At 61.4% G+C, this 14345-nt stretch carries 14 protein-coding genes; 9 read left to right on the plus strand and 5 right to left on the minus strand.

The genetic code is table 11. From position 1 onward, the window contains the following. The first annotated feature begins 146 nt into the window (after window positions 1–146). The 6 genes from ACP15I_RS08965 (at window position 147) to ACP15I_RS08990 (ending at window position 6695) form a co-directional block, all read left to right on the plus strand. Window positions 147–1412, plus strand: a complete 1266-nt coding sequence (locus tag ACP15I_RS08965; protein ID WP_424974793.1) for a M10 family metallopeptidase — start codon at window positions 147–149, stop codon at window positions 1410–1412. Between the two features lie 76 nt (window positions 1413–1488). After that, the gene (locus tag ACP15I_RS08970) at window positions 1489–2256 is read left to right on the plus strand and encodes a methyltransferase family protein (protein ID WP_424974794.1); all 768 of its coding nucleotides are present in this window, start codon (window positions 1489–1491) and stop codon (window positions 2254–2256) included. Further along, window positions 2249–2977, plus strand: a complete 729-nt coding sequence (gene ubiG / locus ACP15I_RS08975) for a bifunctional 2-polyprenyl-6-hydroxyphenol methylase/3-demethylubiquinol 3-O-methyltransferase UbiG (RefSeq protein WP_424974795.1) — start codon at window positions 2249–2251, stop codon at window positions 2975–2977. The genes ACP15I_RS08970 and ubiG overlap by 8 nt, the downstream gene beginning before the upstream one ends. 328 nt (window positions 2978–3305) lie before the next feature. Further along, entirely contained in the window at window positions 3306–4349 is a 1044-nt protein-coding gene (locus tag ACP15I_RS08980) for a TRAP transporter substrate-binding protein (RefSeq protein WP_424974796.1), read from the plus strand. Window positions 4350–4436: 87 nt separating this feature from the next. Beyond that, complete coding sequence (locus ACP15I_RS08985; protein ID WP_424974797.1) at window positions 4437–5240, plus strand: TRAP transporter small permease subunit; 804 nt, start codon at window positions 4437–4439, stop codon at window positions 5238–5240. Between the two features lie 3 nt (window positions 5241–5243). After that, window positions 5244–6695 carry a TRAP transporter large permease gene (locus ACP15I_RS08990; RefSeq protein ID WP_424966266.1) on the plus strand — a complete coding sequence of 484 codons (1452 nt, stop codon included), beginning with the start codon at window positions 5244–5246 and terminating at the stop codon, window positions 6693–6695. Window positions 6696–6768: 73 nt separating this feature from the next. On the opposite strand, the gene ACP15I_RS08995 is transcribed toward ACP15I_RS08990, so the two are convergent. Together ACP15I_RS08995 and ACP15I_RS09000 are read right to left on the minus strand one after the other, a co-directional pair. After that, window positions 6769–7779 (minus strand): Gfo/Idh/MocA family protein, encoded by a 1011-nt coding sequence (locus ACP15I_RS08995; protein WP_424974798.1) that lies wholly within the window; start codon window positions 7777–7779, stop codon window positions 6769–6771. Beyond that, window positions 7776–8849, minus strand: a complete 1074-nt coding sequence (locus ACP15I_RS09000) for an isocitrate/isopropylmalate dehydrogenase family protein (protein ID WP_424974799.1) — start codon at window positions 8847–8849, stop codon at window positions 7776–7778. The genes ACP15I_RS08995 and ACP15I_RS09000 overlap by 4 nt, the downstream gene beginning before the upstream one ends. A 121-nt stretch (window positions 8850–8970) precedes the next feature. Between ACP15I_RS09000 and ACP15I_RS09005 the strand changes: the two genes are divergently transcribed. From ACP15I_RS09005 to ACP15I_RS09015, 3 genes are all read left to right on the plus strand, one after another. Further along, complete coding sequence (locus ACP15I_RS09005) at window positions 8971–9252, plus strand: putative quinol monooxygenase (protein WP_424966269.1); 282 nt, start codon at window positions 8971–8973, stop codon at window positions 9250–9252. After that, a complete protein-coding gene (locus ACP15I_RS09010; RefSeq protein ID WP_424974800.1) occupies window positions 9249–10046 on the plus strand; it encodes an N-acyl homoserine lactonase family protein in 798 nt (265 codons plus the stop codon). The genes ACP15I_RS09005 and ACP15I_RS09010 overlap by 4 nt, the downstream gene beginning before the upstream one ends. A gap of 82 nt (window positions 10047–10128) precedes the next feature. Continuing rightward, the gene (locus ACP15I_RS09015; RefSeq protein WP_424975035.1) at window positions 10129–10815 is read left to right on the plus strand and encodes a metallophosphoesterase; all 687 of its coding nucleotides are present in this window, start codon (window positions 10129–10131) and stop codon (window positions 10813–10815) included. On the opposite strand, the gene ACP15I_RS09020 is transcribed toward ACP15I_RS09015, so the two are convergent. From ACP15I_RS09020 to ACP15I_RS09030, 3 genes are read right to left on the minus strand one after another with little or no spacing between them, the layout of a single operon-like run. Beyond that, a complete protein-coding gene (locus tag ACP15I_RS09020; protein ID WP_424974801.1) occupies window positions 10809–11660 on the minus strand; it encodes a tyrosine-protein kinase family protein in 852 nt (283 codons plus the stop codon). The genes ACP15I_RS09015 and ACP15I_RS09020 overlap by 7 nt on opposite strands. Before the next feature lie 46 nt (window positions 11661–11706). Continuing rightward, on the minus strand, window positions 11707–13236 hold the full coding sequence (locus ACP15I_RS09025) for a GumC family protein (protein WP_424974802.1): 1530 nt from the start codon (window positions 13234–13236) through the stop codon (window positions 11707–11709). Beyond that, window positions 13233–14081, minus strand: coding sequence for an ExeA family protein (locus ACP15I_RS09030; protein ID WP_424966275.1), 849 nt, complete (start codon window positions 14079–14081; stop codon window positions 13233–13235). The genes ACP15I_RS09025 and ACP15I_RS09030 overlap by 4 nt, the downstream gene beginning before the upstream one ends. Window positions 14082–14345: the final 264 nt, after the last annotated feature.

Below are 14345 nucleotides of genomic sequence, written 5' to 3' on the forward strand. Positions count from 1 at the left end.
TTTGCCAGTAAAACAGACGGCCAATACAGCCGAAAAGATCTAGTTAACAACCCCGTCGCAGCATGCGACCCGGAGCTTTGATTATGTGTACCATTTGCCAGGCAATGCATCCCGATCGTGAACGGTTTACTTACCACGAGGCTCCCATGCTCGGCGCGCTTGCGCGCGTCACGCTTGAAGCGACCCTGCCGGAATACTCCGTGGACGAGGTCGCGGACCAGCTCAAGAGCGGTTTCTTCAATCCGAACGAGACGTCCTGGGATCTGGATCCGGGCGAGGCGATCAATGTCGATATCTCGCGCCTGACCGACAAGGGCCAGTACTATGCCGAGCTCGCGCTCGATGCCTGGACCATGACCACCGGGATCGAGTTCAACATCACCGAGCTGGATGTGATCGCCTTTGGCTTTGCCGAGAGCGGGATCGTGTTTGATGACACCGAATCCGGCGCCTATGCCCAGCCGATCACCAACAGCCGCGACGAGATCTACACGGCCAAGATCAACATCTCGCAATCCTGGATCCGGACGGATAGCGAGACGATCGATAACTATTCCTTCCAGACCTTTATCCACGAGATCGGTCATGCGCTGGGTCTGGAGCATGCGGGCAATTACAATGGCAACGCGACCTATCCGAAGGACGCGCTTTATTCCAATGACAGCTGGCAGATGTCGATCATGTCGTATTTCAGCCAGACCGAAAATACGTCGATCGACGCCAGCTTCGCCTATGTCGTCACGCCGATGATCGCCGATATCCGCGCGATCCAGCAGCTCTATGGCGTGGATGGCGGTCTTCGCACCGAGAACACCACCTATGGTGATAACTCGAATGCGGGCGGTTATTACGACGAGCTGATGACCACGCGGAACCCGATCGCCTATACGATCATCGATGATGGCGGGTTGGATACGCTGGATTTCGGCTCTGTGACCGAGAACCAGACAATTGATCTCACGCCCGGATCGATCAGCGATGTGAACGGCCTCAAGGGCAATCTCATTATCTATACCGATACGGTGATCGAATTCGCGCGGGCGGGATCGGGCAATGACACGCTGACCGGCAATGCGGCGGACAACTACCTGCTGGGAGGCGACGGGTTCGATACGCTGATCGGTGGCGATGGCGACGACGTGCTCATGGGCGAAGGGGGCGTTGACGTCCTCACCGGGGGTGCGGGCGCGGATGGCTTCGTGTTGTCCGGGACCGGCTCTGACGGTCTCGATGTGGTGACGGATTTCACCGACGGGGAAGATCAGCTCTTCTTCGAGTCTGCTCAGACGTTCAGTGATATTCTGGTGGTCGAACGCGCCTTTGGCACCGTGGTCGGCTTCGGCGGAGACCGGGCCGTCCTGCTCGGGATCGAGGCGGATGTCCTGGGTGCCGAAGACTTCGTCTTCATCTAAACGCGGATCTTCCGTTTTGGCGGGGTTTTGACGCAGGCCCCTCGACAGGGGGCGCGGCGCTGCTAGCTCCGCCCCTATGACGTCCTCCGACACTCCTTTGTTCCGTATGGGCCTTGCCCTGACCTATGGCGCGGTCTGCCATGGCATCTTTGCCTTGGCGGGGCTCGCGATGCTGGTGGGGTTGTTCACCGGCATGCAATCCGGCTTCGGTGCGGTGCCGCAGCCCTATGCCTGGATCGCGAACCTCGTGTTGCTGGCGCAGTTTCCCCTAGCCCATTCCGCGCTGCTGACGCCCCGGGGGCGACGCGTGCTCGCGCGACTGGCCCCGGCGCCCCATGGGCAGACACTGGCCACGACCGTCTATGCGACCATCGCGTCGCTGCAATTGCTGCTTCTCTTCACGCTCTGGACCCCCTCTGGCGTGGTGCTCTGGCGCGCCGAGGGCGTGGCATTCTGGGTGCTGTGCCTCTGCTATGGGGGGAGCTGGCTGCTCCTGACCAAGGCGTCGTTCGATGCGGGGCCCACGGTGCAATCGGGCTCGCTGGGCTGGATGGCCCTGCTGCGCGGGCAACGGCCGGTGTTTCCCGATATGCCGGAGCGCGGTCTCTTTCGGGTGGTGCGCCAGCCGATCTATGTGGCCTTTGCCCTGACGCTGTGGTGCGTGCCGGTCTGGACGCCGGATCAGCTGCTGGTGGCGACGGTTTACACCGCCTATTGCGTGACCGCGCCGAGGTTCAAGGAGCAACGCTTTCTCAGGATCTATGGGGATCGCTTCCGCGCCTATCAGGCCCGGGTGCCCTACTGGATCCCCGGGGGCCCAAGACGAGGACGGACCGATGCCTGATGGACCCGCGCCGCAGCGCAACGACCTGCAGATCTATGACGACCGCGCCGATCAGTGGTGGACAGATGAGGTGCGCTGGGTTCGCACCCTGAAGAACATGGTACCGGGGCGGTTGGCCTATTTCGACCGCTTCACAGCGTGGGAGGGGCAGGCCGTGCTCGATCTCGGCTGCGCGGGCGGTTTCATGGCCGAGGCCATCGCGCGCAAGGGCGCGCAGGTCACGGGGATCGATCCGGCGGCCAAGGCGATTGCGGCTGCCCGGGCCCATGCGGCGGCTGAGGGCCTCGAGATCCGCTATGATACCGGGGTGGGCGAGGCGCTGCCCTATGACGATGCGCGCTTCGATGTGGTGGTCTGCGTTGACGTGCTGGAGCATGTGGAGGATCTGGCGCAGGTGATTGCCGAGGTCTCGCGGGTGCTGCGGCCCGGGGGGATGTTTCTGTTCGATACGATCAATCGCAACCCGCTTGCGCGGTTGGCGGTGATCACCATGGCCGAGGATGTGCTCGGCTTGCTGCCCAAAGGCACCCATGATCCGGCGATGTTCATCAAGCCGGCTGAGCTGCGGGATGCCCTGTCGGGCGCGCAGTTCGAGGTCGGGGCCTTCACCGGGCTTGGTCCGCGCGGGATCACGCGAAGGGGTGATTTCACTTTCGGGCGGCTGCCGGGAACGGCGATCATCTATATGGGGACTGCGCGCAAACCGGAGCGCACTGGTTAGTTGAGGCCGTCGCGCATGGCTGCGACACAAAGCACCCGAAATCGCGCAAATTGTACCTTCGCCGGCTCCGGCCACGGCCCCGGTCAGAATCGAAGCCAGCGTTGCCGCAGCCCGGACTCCCCTGCGTAGTATTGGGTAGAGTGCATCCCGGGCTATGCCCCGGCAGGTAATTTTGTTATTAACATCAGGCACCTAATTTTTGGTAATTGCGCCTTGCCATGCCGAGTTATTTTTTAAATGCTCACGTGGTGTTCGCAGCTTTTTTGAGTTGCGGAAAATGGTAAGAAAGTTTTACCAAAGCACGTGGGATACCTAGGGAGGGAAATCCATGAAGTTCAGAACAATGGCGGCGATCAGCTGCCTGAGCCTTGCCGCGACCGGGGCATCCGCGCAGGAAGTCCTCGAGATGACATCGTCGTTCGGTAAGAACCTGCCGATCCTCGGCACCGCCGGCGTCGACTTCGTCGAAAAGATCAACAGCATCTCCGAAGGCGTCGAGTTCGAGCATTTCGATCCGGGCGAGCTGGTCCCGACACTCGAAGCGCTGGACGCAGTGTCCAACGGGTCGGTGGACGCGTCCTATGCGACCGCTGGCTACTGGCAGGGCAAGATCACCGCGGCATCGCTGTTCGCGGCTGTGCCCTTCGGTCCCGAAGCGGGCGAATTCCTCGGCTGGATGCTCTATGACGACGGCGCCGAGCTCTATCAGCGCATGTATGACGAAGCAGGCTATAACGTCCACGTTCTGCCCTGCGGGATCATCGCCCCGGAAACCTCCGGTTGGTTCAAGAACGAGATCACCTCGATGGCCGATCTCGAAGGTCTGAACATGCGCTTCTTCGGCCTCGGCGCCGAAGTGATGCAGCGTCTGGGTGTGTCCACCTCGCTGCTGGCCGGTGGCGACATCTTCCCGGCGCTGGAGCGTGGGGCAATCGACGCGACCGAGTTCTCGATGCCCCGCATCGACGCGCGCCTCGGCTTCTACAACATCGCGAAGTTCAACTACTTCCCCGGCTGGCACCAGCCCGCCACGATGTTCGAACTGCTGGTCAACAAGGATCGCTGGAACGATCTGGATGAGCGCAGCCAGAAGCAGATCGAAGTGGCCTGCCTCGCGAACATCACCACCAACTATGCCGAAGGCGAAGCGACCAACTTCGCGGCCATGATCGAGAACACCGAACAGCACGGTGTGACCATCAAGACCTGGCCCGACGAGATGCTCGCCACTTTCGAGAGCACCTGGAACGAGGTTGCCGCCGAGCTGGCCGCCGAAGATGCGTATTTCAAGGAAGTCTGGGACGACCTGCAGGAGTACCGTGAAGGCTACAAGACCTGGGGTAACACCATCTATCTGCCGCGCCCGCGGTAAGATCTGAGCCTACCAAGCCGGGGCGGCGCCAAGGGCCCGCCCCGGTTTTTTCGTGTCTGAGGGCACGCAACAAGGGCGGGGGGAGCCATGGAACCAGCCGACGAAATCATCAAACTTTCTGATCCCGGCGAAAAGGACCGCGCGGTCCATAATCGCGGTGACAGAGGTATTGTCTGGGTCTCGAACGCCGCTGCGTGGTTGTTCCCGATCCTGATGGTCGCGATCTGCGCTCAGGTGGTGCTGCGCTCTTCGGGGTTCAACCAAGCCTGGCTGGACGACCTGCAATGGTGGCTCTACGGCGCGGCCGTGCTGGTGGGGATCGGCTATGCCGTGACCACGACCAGCCATGTGCGCGTGGACATCCTGTTCGACAATTATTCGGAGCAAAAGAAGACCAAGATCGAGATATTCGGCCTCGTCTGGTTGTTTCTGCCCTTCATCATCCTGTGCTGGGACGTCACCGTTCACTACGCCATCTCGTCGGTGATCGCCGATGAGGGCTCGGACAGTCCGAACGGCCTGCACAACCTGTGGTTCCTGAAGGTGGTCATGAATGTGTCCTTCGCCTTTATCGGGATCGCGATCTGGGCGGCCTATGTGCGGTTCCTCGACAAGCTGACCGAGCCGTTGCTGTGGAAACAGCTCCTCTGGGCGTTCCCGTCCACCATGTTCCTGATCAACCTGATCGTGTTCTACAGCATCTGGTGGTTCCTGCGTCTTACGACGCCCGCCGATGTCACCGATCGCGAGATCGGGCGGATGCCGATCTTTGGCGAATGGGAAGTCGGTGTGGAGGAGATCCCCTACACCATCATCATCACGACGGTTGTCACCCTGCTCGTCATCGCGGGCGCGTGGCTGATGGACCGTCGCAAAGAGGCGAGGTTTTAACCTATGCTGACCTTGCTTGAGGCGGTTTCGCCCATCCTGACACTGAACGAGATCGCCGTGTTGGGGATGTTCGTTGTCTTCATTTTCATGCTGTTCCGGGGCATCCCGGTGGCCTATGCGCTGGTCGGGGTGAGCCTTGTCTTTGCCCTGATCGCCGAGATCTTCCTCGACCCGAACCGGTCTGTGCTGCGCGAGGTGATCGATTTCGACCGGACCGGTATCGATTACCAGCGATTGCAGGTCCTCTCGGGGCGCCTGTTCGGCAATATCGTCAAGAACCCGGTTCTGGTCGCCCTGCCGATGTTCATTTTCATGGGCCTGATGCTGGACCAGTCCGGCGTGGCCCAGCGGATGATGCATTCGATGCAGAAGCTGTTCGGGGGCCTGCGCGGCGGGCTATCCCTGACGGTTCTGCTAATCGGGATCATTCTCGCGGCGTCCACGGGTGTGATCGGGGCATCGGTGACCCTGCTCGGGGTCATGGCGCTGCCGGCGATGATGAAGCAGAACTATTCGAAACCGATCGCCACGGGGACGATTGCTTCGGCGGGGACGCTGGGCATCCTGATCCCGCCCTCGATCATGCTCGTGATCATGTCGGACCAGCTGGCCATCAGCCTGGGCGATCTGTTCATGGGGGCGCTCTTCCCGGGGCTGATCCTCGGTGCGCTCTACATCGTGTTCATCGTCATCTACGGTCTGATCAATCCCAAGGCGATGCCGGTGCCCGAGCATACGGGTGAGGTCGGCTGGGAGGTGGTCAAGGACGTGCTCCTCGCCGTGGTGCCGCCGATGTTCCTGATCCTGCTCGTGCTGGGCTCGATCTTTGCGGGCTTCGCGACACCGACCGAGGCGTCGGGGCTGGGCGCCTTTGGGGCGACAGTGCTGGCGGCGCTGAACGGCAAGCTGAACTTCAAGGTTCTCAAGGAGGTCAGCCGTTCGACCCTGAACACCGCCGGTTACATCGTCGGGATCTTCCTGGCCGCGAACTTCTTTGCGCTGGTGCTGCGCCGCTATGGCGGGGATGAGATCATCCAGGGCTATGTGACCTCGGCCTTCTCGGATCCCTACATGATCGTGCTGTTCATTCTGTTCATCATCTTCCTGCTTGGGTTCCTGCTGGACTGGATCGAGATCACGATCATCATCATGCCGCTGATGCTGCCGATCATTCAGGGCCTCGAACTGGCGGTGCCTGGCTTTGATCAGGTGCGGGACCCGGCGGTCGTGTGGTTCGCGATCCTCGTGGCGGTGACGTTGCAGACGAGCTTCCTGACGCCACCAGTGGGCTTCGCGCTCTTCTATCTGAAGGGGGTATGTCCGCCGGGGGTGAGCCTTGGGCACATCTACAAGGGGATCATTCCCTTCGTGATGCTGCAGCTTCTGGGGCTATTCATCGTGTTCGAGTTCCCGGCGCTGACCACATGGTTACCTGCGGTGGCCTACGCGGATTAGCGTGGAACGTGAGCTGACATCAAAAAAAGGGCGTGCCACTGGCGCGCCCTTTGCTTTTGCGGCGTCTCCGGGTTCAGAGCGGCAGGCGGCGCTGCTCCGCGGCGGAGGTGTAGACCGCCTCTTCCATCCGGCGCACCTCGAGATAGTCCCGTGCCGCGTTTTCGAAGGGCTGCTCCCCGCGCAAGGCGGCAAGCACATGGGCATTCAGGGCAAAGACGCAATCCCCCGCAAAGCCCGGATAGGTTCGGGCGGCGAGGATCTCGGTCTCGTCGGTTGCGCCAAAGACCCGGCGTGTGACCGAACCATTGCCCCAGAGGCTTAGCGTCGCGTCCGTCCCCTCCAGCAGAGCCTCGCCAAAGGTCAGGCGCGGGTTCTCCGTTGCGTGATCAAGCAGGCGATTGCCGTCAAACAACGCCCGCGCCCCGGAGGCGTAGTCGAACAGGATGTAGCCCGCATCCTCGCCCGCGATGACCGGGTTCTCGCGGCGCAGATCCGCATAGACCCCTGTGGCCGGGCCCAGAAGGTAGCGGAATGTGTCGATCCAATGGACGGCTGTTTCCTGCACCAACAGGCGGCGCATCCTCTGGAAATAGGGCTGCCGGTCGAGATAGGCCTCGGGTCCCCGGCCATCCCCCGTGCGGAAGCGAAAGGTGAGTTGGCGCGGATCACCGATCGCACCATCCTCGATGGCGGCGCGCATGGCGCGGTACCAGGGCTGAAAGCGGAAATTCTCATGGATGATGAGGGGGATCTGCGCCGCCTCCGCCTCAGCGGTGACGGCATGGGCCTCCTCAAGGCTGCTGCAGAAGGGTTTCTGGCAAATGATCGCGCGAACGCCCTTGGAGATGGCCAGCCGGATTGCCGCCGCATGGGTCTTGGGCGGGGTGATGATGTCGAGGATCTCGGGAACCTCGACAGCGAACAGGTCGTCGAGTGTGGCAAAACCGGGCAGACCCGTGGCTGTCGCCTTGTCCAGATCACGGTCCACCGCCCCGACAAGCGTGGCGTCATCCAGACGCTCCCAGGCGTCATAGTGGAACCGGGCGAAATACCCGGCGCCGACACAGGCAACGCGGTAGCTCACAGCTGTGCCGCGACGGCTGCGGCCGCCTCCTCGGTGGTGGCCTTGCCTCCCAGATCACCGGTGAGGATCGCCCCTTCGGTCAGCACCGCCTCTACCGCCTCGCGCAGGCGCGCGCCATCCGCCGCGATCTCGGCATTCTCGGCGCGCACGCCCAGCCAGTCGAGCATCATGGCCGCCGACAGGATCATCGCCAGCGGGTTCGCAATGCCCTGGCCCGCGATGTCCGGCGCCGTGCCGTGGCACGGCTGGAAGACCGCGTTGTCATCCCCGATATCGGCAGACGGCGCGAGACCGAGCCCGCCCATGAGGCCCGCGCCCAGATCGCTGAGAATGTCGCCGAACATGTTCTCGGTCACCATCACATCGAACGCGCCGGGCCGCGTCACCATCCAGAGCGCCATGGCGTCGACATAGGCGTGGTCTGCCGCAAGCTCCGGATGCTTGGCGGCCTCGGCATCGAAGAGCTCGCGGAAATAAGCAAAGGCACGGAAGACGTTGGCCTTGTCCACGCAGGTCACCTTGCCCGATCCGCGTCCGCTTGCCTTGCGCTGGGCCGCCAGATCGAAGGCAAACCGGAACAGCTTCTCGGAGGTGGCACGGGTGATCTTGAGGGTTTCCTTGGCATAGTCCTCGGTGACCTCGCCGGTGCCCTTGGTGTGAAAGAGCCCCTCGGTGCTTTCACGGATCAGGACGAAATCCACCGGACCCGGCGCAGCCAGCGGCGTCGGATGACCGGGCACGATCCGAACGGGGCGCACCCCGGCATAGAGGTCGAGCGCGATGCGGATATCGATTTGCGGCGTGATTTCCGTGCCGTCCGGATACCGGATATCGGGCAGACCCATCGCCGAAAGCAGGATCGCGTCCGACTGCCGCGCGGCCTCGACCGAGGCCTCGGGCAGGGCTTCGCCGGTCTTGGCGTAATGCGACGCGCCCATCGGATGGTGATCAAAGGCCAGCCTGTAGCTGGTCGCGGCCTCGGAAATCTGGGTCAAGATCGCGAGCGTCGGTGCCATGATCTCGGGCCCGATCCCGTCGCCGTCGAAGACGACAATTGAAAAAGTCTGCATGGATATCCTCCCGCGCGCAATCTGCCGGTCTGGCCCGCCGGTCGCAAGCGTCTTGCAAGGGGTCCGGCGCTCGACATAGGTTTTCTGAACTGATCCATGGGAGGATGCGCAGGTGTATGCGGTGACAGTCACATTTCGGTTGGTGCCGGGGGGCGCGGAGGCGTTCATGCCCCTGATGCTGGCCAATGCCCGGACGACGTTGACCGACGAGCCCGGATGCCTGCGCTTTGACGTGTGTACGGATCCCGCACTGCCGAACGAGGTGTTCCTTTACGAGATCTACTATGATCGGGCGGCGTTTGATCGGCATCTGGAGACACCGCATTTCCGAACCTTCGATGGGGAGGTTGCCAACCTCGTGGCCAGCAAGGAGGTGCGGACCTATGCGCAGGTGCAGGTATGAGCACCTGGGAGGTGTACGCCGTCAAATACGCAGACCGCAACGCGCGGGTGCGCGGAGACAGTTTTCTCTTTGATGACCAGCATGATCAGCCCCATCCGATGGATTACTTCATGTGGGTGCTGCGCCGTGGGGCGGAAACCATCCTGGTCGATACCGGGTATGACAAGGCCGAAGCGGCGGAGCGGGGGCGGCCCATCCGCCTTGATCCGCGTGAGGCGCTCGCGCCGCTGGGGTTGCAGCCCGAAGATATCGATCGGGTGATCGTCACGCATCTGCACTATGATCACGCGGGCGGGCTGCATCTCTTTCCCAATGCGACACTCTACATGCAGGCAGCCGAGATGGCCTATGCGACGGGGCCGTGCATGTGCCATGACGCGCTGCGGTTTCCCTTCACCGGGGCGCATATCTGCGAGGCCGTTCAGCGGCTGTACTCCGGCAAGCTGGTGTTCTTCGAAGGCGATGGCGAAGTTGCCGAGGGCGTGACCGTGCACCAGATCGGCGGGCATTCGCGAGGACTGCAGGCGGTGCGGGTGCGGACCGAGGCCGGATGGCTGTGTCTTGCGTCGGACGCGGCGCATTTCTACGAGAACCTCTGGTCGCGCAAGCCCTTCCCTCTGGTTGTGGATCTCGAAGACATGCTGCGCGGGTTCTCACGTCTCGAAACTCTTGCAAGCGACCGCCGCCTGATCGTGCCGGGGCACGACCCTCTCGTGTTTGACTATTTCCCTGCCACAGAACCGGAGATGATCCTGCGATTGGATCGGGGACCGGTAGCCGGCGATTTCGGCTGACGTGTTTTCATTCCTGTCCAAAGGGAGATCCGGGACCGCGGTGGAGATCGCGCCGCTTCGGCCGAACCGGTTGACCTATGCTGTGGGGGATATCCATGGGCGGCGGGATCTCCTCGATCAGATGATCGACGAAATTGAGGCGGACGCGGATGGGGCGCAGGGCGACCTGGTGTTTCTCGGGGATTACATTGATCGTGGTCCGGACAGTGCGGCGGTGCTGAAGCGTCTCTATCGGTTGGAGCTGGGCAATCTGACCGTGACCTGTCTGATGGGCAATCACGAGCGGATGTTCCTGTCATTTCTGGAGGATCCAGCGCGAGGTGAGCTCTGGCTGCGGAATGGAGGGCTGGAGACCATCGCCGATTTCGGCCCCGCGCGGCGTACCAGCGTCAACGGTCAATCGCCCATGGAGACTCTGAGGGATCAACTGCAGGAGGTGATCGGCACGGACATGCTGGACTGGCTGCGGGCCTTGCCGCTTTCCTTTCTCAGCGGAAACATGGGTTGTCTCCATGCCATGGCTGATCCGGCGCGCGCTTGGGAGGATCAAGAAGAACGGATGTTGCTCTGGGGGCGACCGAGCCCGAATTCAGCGCCGCGGCTCGATGGGATCTGGCTTGTTCACGGCCATACGATCGTCGATGCGGCTGAGATTGGTCCCGGACGGATCAGCGTCGATACAGGCGCCTATAGAAGTGGTGTCCTCAGCGCTGTGCGCTGCGACGGCGCTACGGCGCGCATTCTTACCGTGCGAGGCGTGGCTCAGTAGCTCTCGCTGCTGTTGTATCCGTAGCCATAGCCTTCATCGGAATGGCGGCATTTATTCAGAACCATGCCGAGCACATTGGTGTGTTCCGCCACTTCCTTTTCGCAGCGATCCAGATCTGCGACCTTGCTGCGCTCTGCATCGGCCACGATCAGCACGCAATCCACATTTGTGAAGAACGCCGCAGCATCATCGTTCACGAACATCGGCGGCACATCAAAGAGCATGATGCTCGGCTTGTAGTCCGCCTCGATCCGGTCAACGATGTCGGTTGTCAACGTGTTGAGAAAGACATCGGACGGGTCTTTCACCCGGTGCGCGTTGAGCGAAAGCGCCACGTTCGGCCCAAGACGACGGGCATGCTGTTCAAAGGGCAGGTGCCCATGCAGCACATCGGCCACCGTTCCGCTGGGCTTCACCCCGAGGATTTCGGCCAAGGCGGGGCGCCGCATGTCCAGATCCATGAGGATTGCACGGATCGATCTCTGGCGCGCGATGGAGCTTGCCAGGTTGCAGCAGACCGTACTCTTGCCCGCGCCACTGTTTGCAGAGGTTACGGCGAGGCGTTTCCAACCGTTTTTCTCCATCTGCTTGAGGGCCTTGGTGCGCAAGACGTCGAAGCTGGCTGCCTCGGATTGCTTGGATCCGGCCGAGAAGACCCGGTTCTTGATCAGATGCGCCGGGTCGATCTGGAACTCTTCGAGGGCACCCCAGCGTTGATCAAGGCTCGATCCGCCACGCTCCCGCGGGGCCGCGGTGTCGGGGCGCGCTTCGACGATGCCGCTACTGGTCGGCGCGTCTCCACGGCGTTCGCGCGCTTTCTCGAGAGCTGCTTGCAGTTTTTCCATTCAACTGGTTCCTTACACCTCAGCGTGGTGCCACATGCGGTGGCGTCTACACGCCAATCTTGTTGAGGACGCGATCCGCCAGAAGATCGAGCGGCAGATACAGCATATGAATCGCATAGAGCGCGACCGGGATTCCGATTATGACCAGGATCACGATGGCTGACTTCAAACTGCGTTCGAGCACCTCTTCACGCCGGGTCTTGACGTAGGGCAGCGTCGCCAAGGGCGCAATTCCGAGGCTTTTGACGAGGTCTACGGGGCGGCGCACAGTGCGATCAAGAAGCTCCAGCAGAAGGATCAGACCCAGACCAAGTCCGATCCCGGCCAGAGAGCCCCCAAGAAACACAAGCATCGGCGATGCGCTGGATGGATCCGTCGGGGTCGTCGCCTGTTCGAGAACTGTGATCCGCTGGCCGCGTGCTGCCAGTTCGATCCGTTCGCCGGTTTGCGCAATATGCAGACGTTCCACCGCGGCGTTATATTGCTGTTGCACATTCTGATAGTCGCGCGTCAGGCCCTGGAGTGTCACAGAAATTCCAGGCGTTTCGTCCAGGGTCGCTTCGACCTCTTCAACCTGCGTATTCGTCAGCTCGAGCTGTTCTCGCAGAAACGCGATCTGCGCATCGATCTGTTCAATCTGGGACTGCAGGGTCGATGTGGGATCGTCGGACGGCCGCTGACCGCCCAGAGACTGGATCACGCCTTCCACCTGCTGGATGCGCGACCGCAGAATACGCACACGCGGAGACGTCTCACCCGCGGTTTCCATGGCTTCGGCCAGCTCAAGCCGCAGGATCTCGACCTGTTCCTGCTCGCGGGTAAGGGCCGCATTGCCTTCGAGTTGGGACGGATCGGAGCCCGAGGGCAGTGCGTCCACCAGCTGCTTGCGCTGTTCGTTCAGGATCAGAATGTCGCGCGTATATGTCGTGGAACGTTCTTGCAGGTCCGCCAGACGCTCCAACCGGAACTGGAAGGTCTCGGGAAGGGCCCCGATATTCTCGGACCGGAACTGCCGCATGGCCGCGGTGCGCTCGTCAACCTCCTCGGAGAGGCGCTCAACTTCCTGTTTGAAGAACTCTTCGGTGTTTGACGCCCGGCTGGTGCGCAGACGGCTGTCTTCGCGCTGGATGAGGGTCACGTATTCATTGACCACGTCTGAGGTCGTCTGTGCCACGTCATCCGTGAAGGACAGCGACATCAGCGTCGCGCGGTTGCGGCCGGTTGTCAGGCGGATCACCGACTTGGCACGCATGGAGCGCACGATTTCATCCGGGCTCATCTCCGACGCGTTCGGGAACACGTCGAACCGATCGGCGATATCCAGCAGGTTCGCGCGGGTCAAAAGGCGCTGTTGAACGACTTCGAGCTGCTCTTGTGCCCCGGTATTGCTCAACGTGGTGACCAGCTCGTCCGGGATCTGTCCGGCCTCGAGCAGAAGACGCGCTGAGGCCTCATAACGGGTGGGCAGCTGCTTGGCCACAAAGGCCGAGGCCACGATGGACAGACCTGCGACAAGAATGAAGATCGGGAACCGGCGCCAGAAGACCGACAGAAGGTAGTTTATGCTCAAGTTCATTCTGCCGCCTCGCCCATTTGGTCAAAGTTTCCGATGAAGATGCCATCAGAGAGAACCTCATCAACGGCGCTTGCGGTGACCACTTGCCGATTCTCTGTCGCGGTGTAAAGCAACGCAAAGTCGCAGAGCTTGTTGACCAGCCGAGGAACGCCTTCGCTCGCCTGATAGATACGGTCCAGCGATTGATCCGTGAACTCGGTGCCTGTTCCGCCAGCATGTTTCATGCGATGCGCTACATAATCCCCGACGGTTTCACGGTCCATCGCCGGGATGTGGTAGAAGGCCGAAACACGTTGCGCGAATTGCTGCAGATCCGGGTGCATGATCATCTTGCGGAGCTGCGGCTGCCCCACCAGCACCAACTGCAGGACTTCATCCTTGTTCGAGTTGATATTGGTCAGCATGCGCAGCTCTTCCAAACCTTCCGAAGACAGGTTCTGCGCCTCATCGATAATGATGATAACGCGCCGCCCTTCTGCATATTCAGAGATCAGAAAGTCTTGTAAACGTTGAAAAAGTTCAACGTAGTCATCACCGGGTTCTGACGGCACGGACAGGGCGTTCAACACCCATTTCAACAATTCGCCGCGGCCACCCTGCGCGTTTGAAATCAGACCGATCGTCACCTGGTCGTCGATGGAGCGCAGAAGGCGCTGGAGCAGGGTTGTCTTGCCGGCGCCAACCTCGCCCGTGACAACTGTTATAGGGGCGCTGCTGAGGATGCCGTATTCCATGACCGCATAGGCGCGTTTGTGGATCTTGCTCCAGAACAGAAAGTCGGGATCGGGCAGCAGTTTGAAGGGCCGCTCCCGGAGCCCGAAATAATCCGAATACAACCCGCTCATCGACATGGATACACACTCATTCTTTCCATCAACACGAGGCCTGAACAGGGGCGGCCTGCGCCCACCATATAGGAATTTACCCCGGTCTTTGCAGTTGTTTGTAGTCTCGGAGGGTTAAAGAACAGCGAAATGCGCGCAACGAGGCTCGGTTGTGCGCATTTTGCGCAGCACCGTGTCGTCCGGGCACTGCGGTTCGCTGTCTGCAACAATCTCTGTGCCGCGAGACCTTCGTTTTCGGTCTGTCACCGATGTCGTGATTCGTCT

The organism is Dinoroseobacter sp. S124A, from assembly GCF_049801015.1.
GTDB lineage: Bacteria > Pseudomonadota > Alphaproteobacteria > Rhodobacterales > Rhodobacteraceae > Dinoroseobacter.

Excerpts from the sequence above, each read along its gene's own strand:
- ACP15I_RS08965 (WP_424974793.1), top strand. The coding sequence starts at position 147 with ATGCTCGGCGCGCTTGCGCGCGTCACGCTTGAAGCGACCCTGCCGGAA.
- ACP15I_RS08970 (WP_424974794.1), top strand. The coding sequence starts at position 1,489 with ATGACGTCCTCCGACACTCCTTTGTTCCGTATGGGCCTTGCCCTGACC.
- ubiG (WP_424974795.1), top strand. The coding sequence starts at position 2,249 with ATGCCTGATGGACCCGCGCCGCAGCGCAACGACCTGCAGATCTATGAC.
- ACP15I_RS08980 (WP_424974796.1), top strand. The coding sequence starts at position 3,306 with ATGAAGTTCAGAACAATGGCGGCGATCAGCTGCCTGAGCCTTGCCGCG.
- ACP15I_RS08985 (WP_424974797.1), top strand. The coding sequence starts at position 4,437 with ATGGAACCAGCCGACGAAATCATCAAACTTTCTGATCCCGGCGAAAAG.
- ACP15I_RS08990 (WP_424966266.1), top strand. The coding sequence starts at position 5,244 with ATGCTGACCTTGCTTGAGGCGGTTTCGCCCATCCTGACACTGAACGAG.
- ACP15I_RS09000 (WP_424974799.1), bottom strand. The coding sequence starts at position 8,849 with ATGCAGACTTTTTCAATTGTCGTCTTCGACGGCGACGGGATCGGGCCC.
- ACP15I_RS09010 (WP_424974800.1), top strand. The coding sequence starts at position 9,249 with ATGAGCACCTGGGAGGTGTACGCCGTCAAATACGCAGACCGCAACGCG.
- ACP15I_RS09020 (WP_424974801.1), bottom strand. The coding sequence starts at position 11,660 with ATGGAAAAACTGCAAGCAGCTCTCGAGAAAGCGCGCGAACGCCGTGGA.
- ACP15I_RS09025 (WP_424974802.1), bottom strand. The coding sequence starts at position 13,236 with ATGAACTTGAGCATAAACTACCTTCTGTCGGTCTTCTGGCGCCGGTTC.
- ACP15I_RS09030 (WP_424966275.1), bottom strand. The coding sequence starts at position 14,081 with ATGAGCGGGTTGTATTCGGATTATTTCGGGCTCCGGGAGCGGCCCTTC.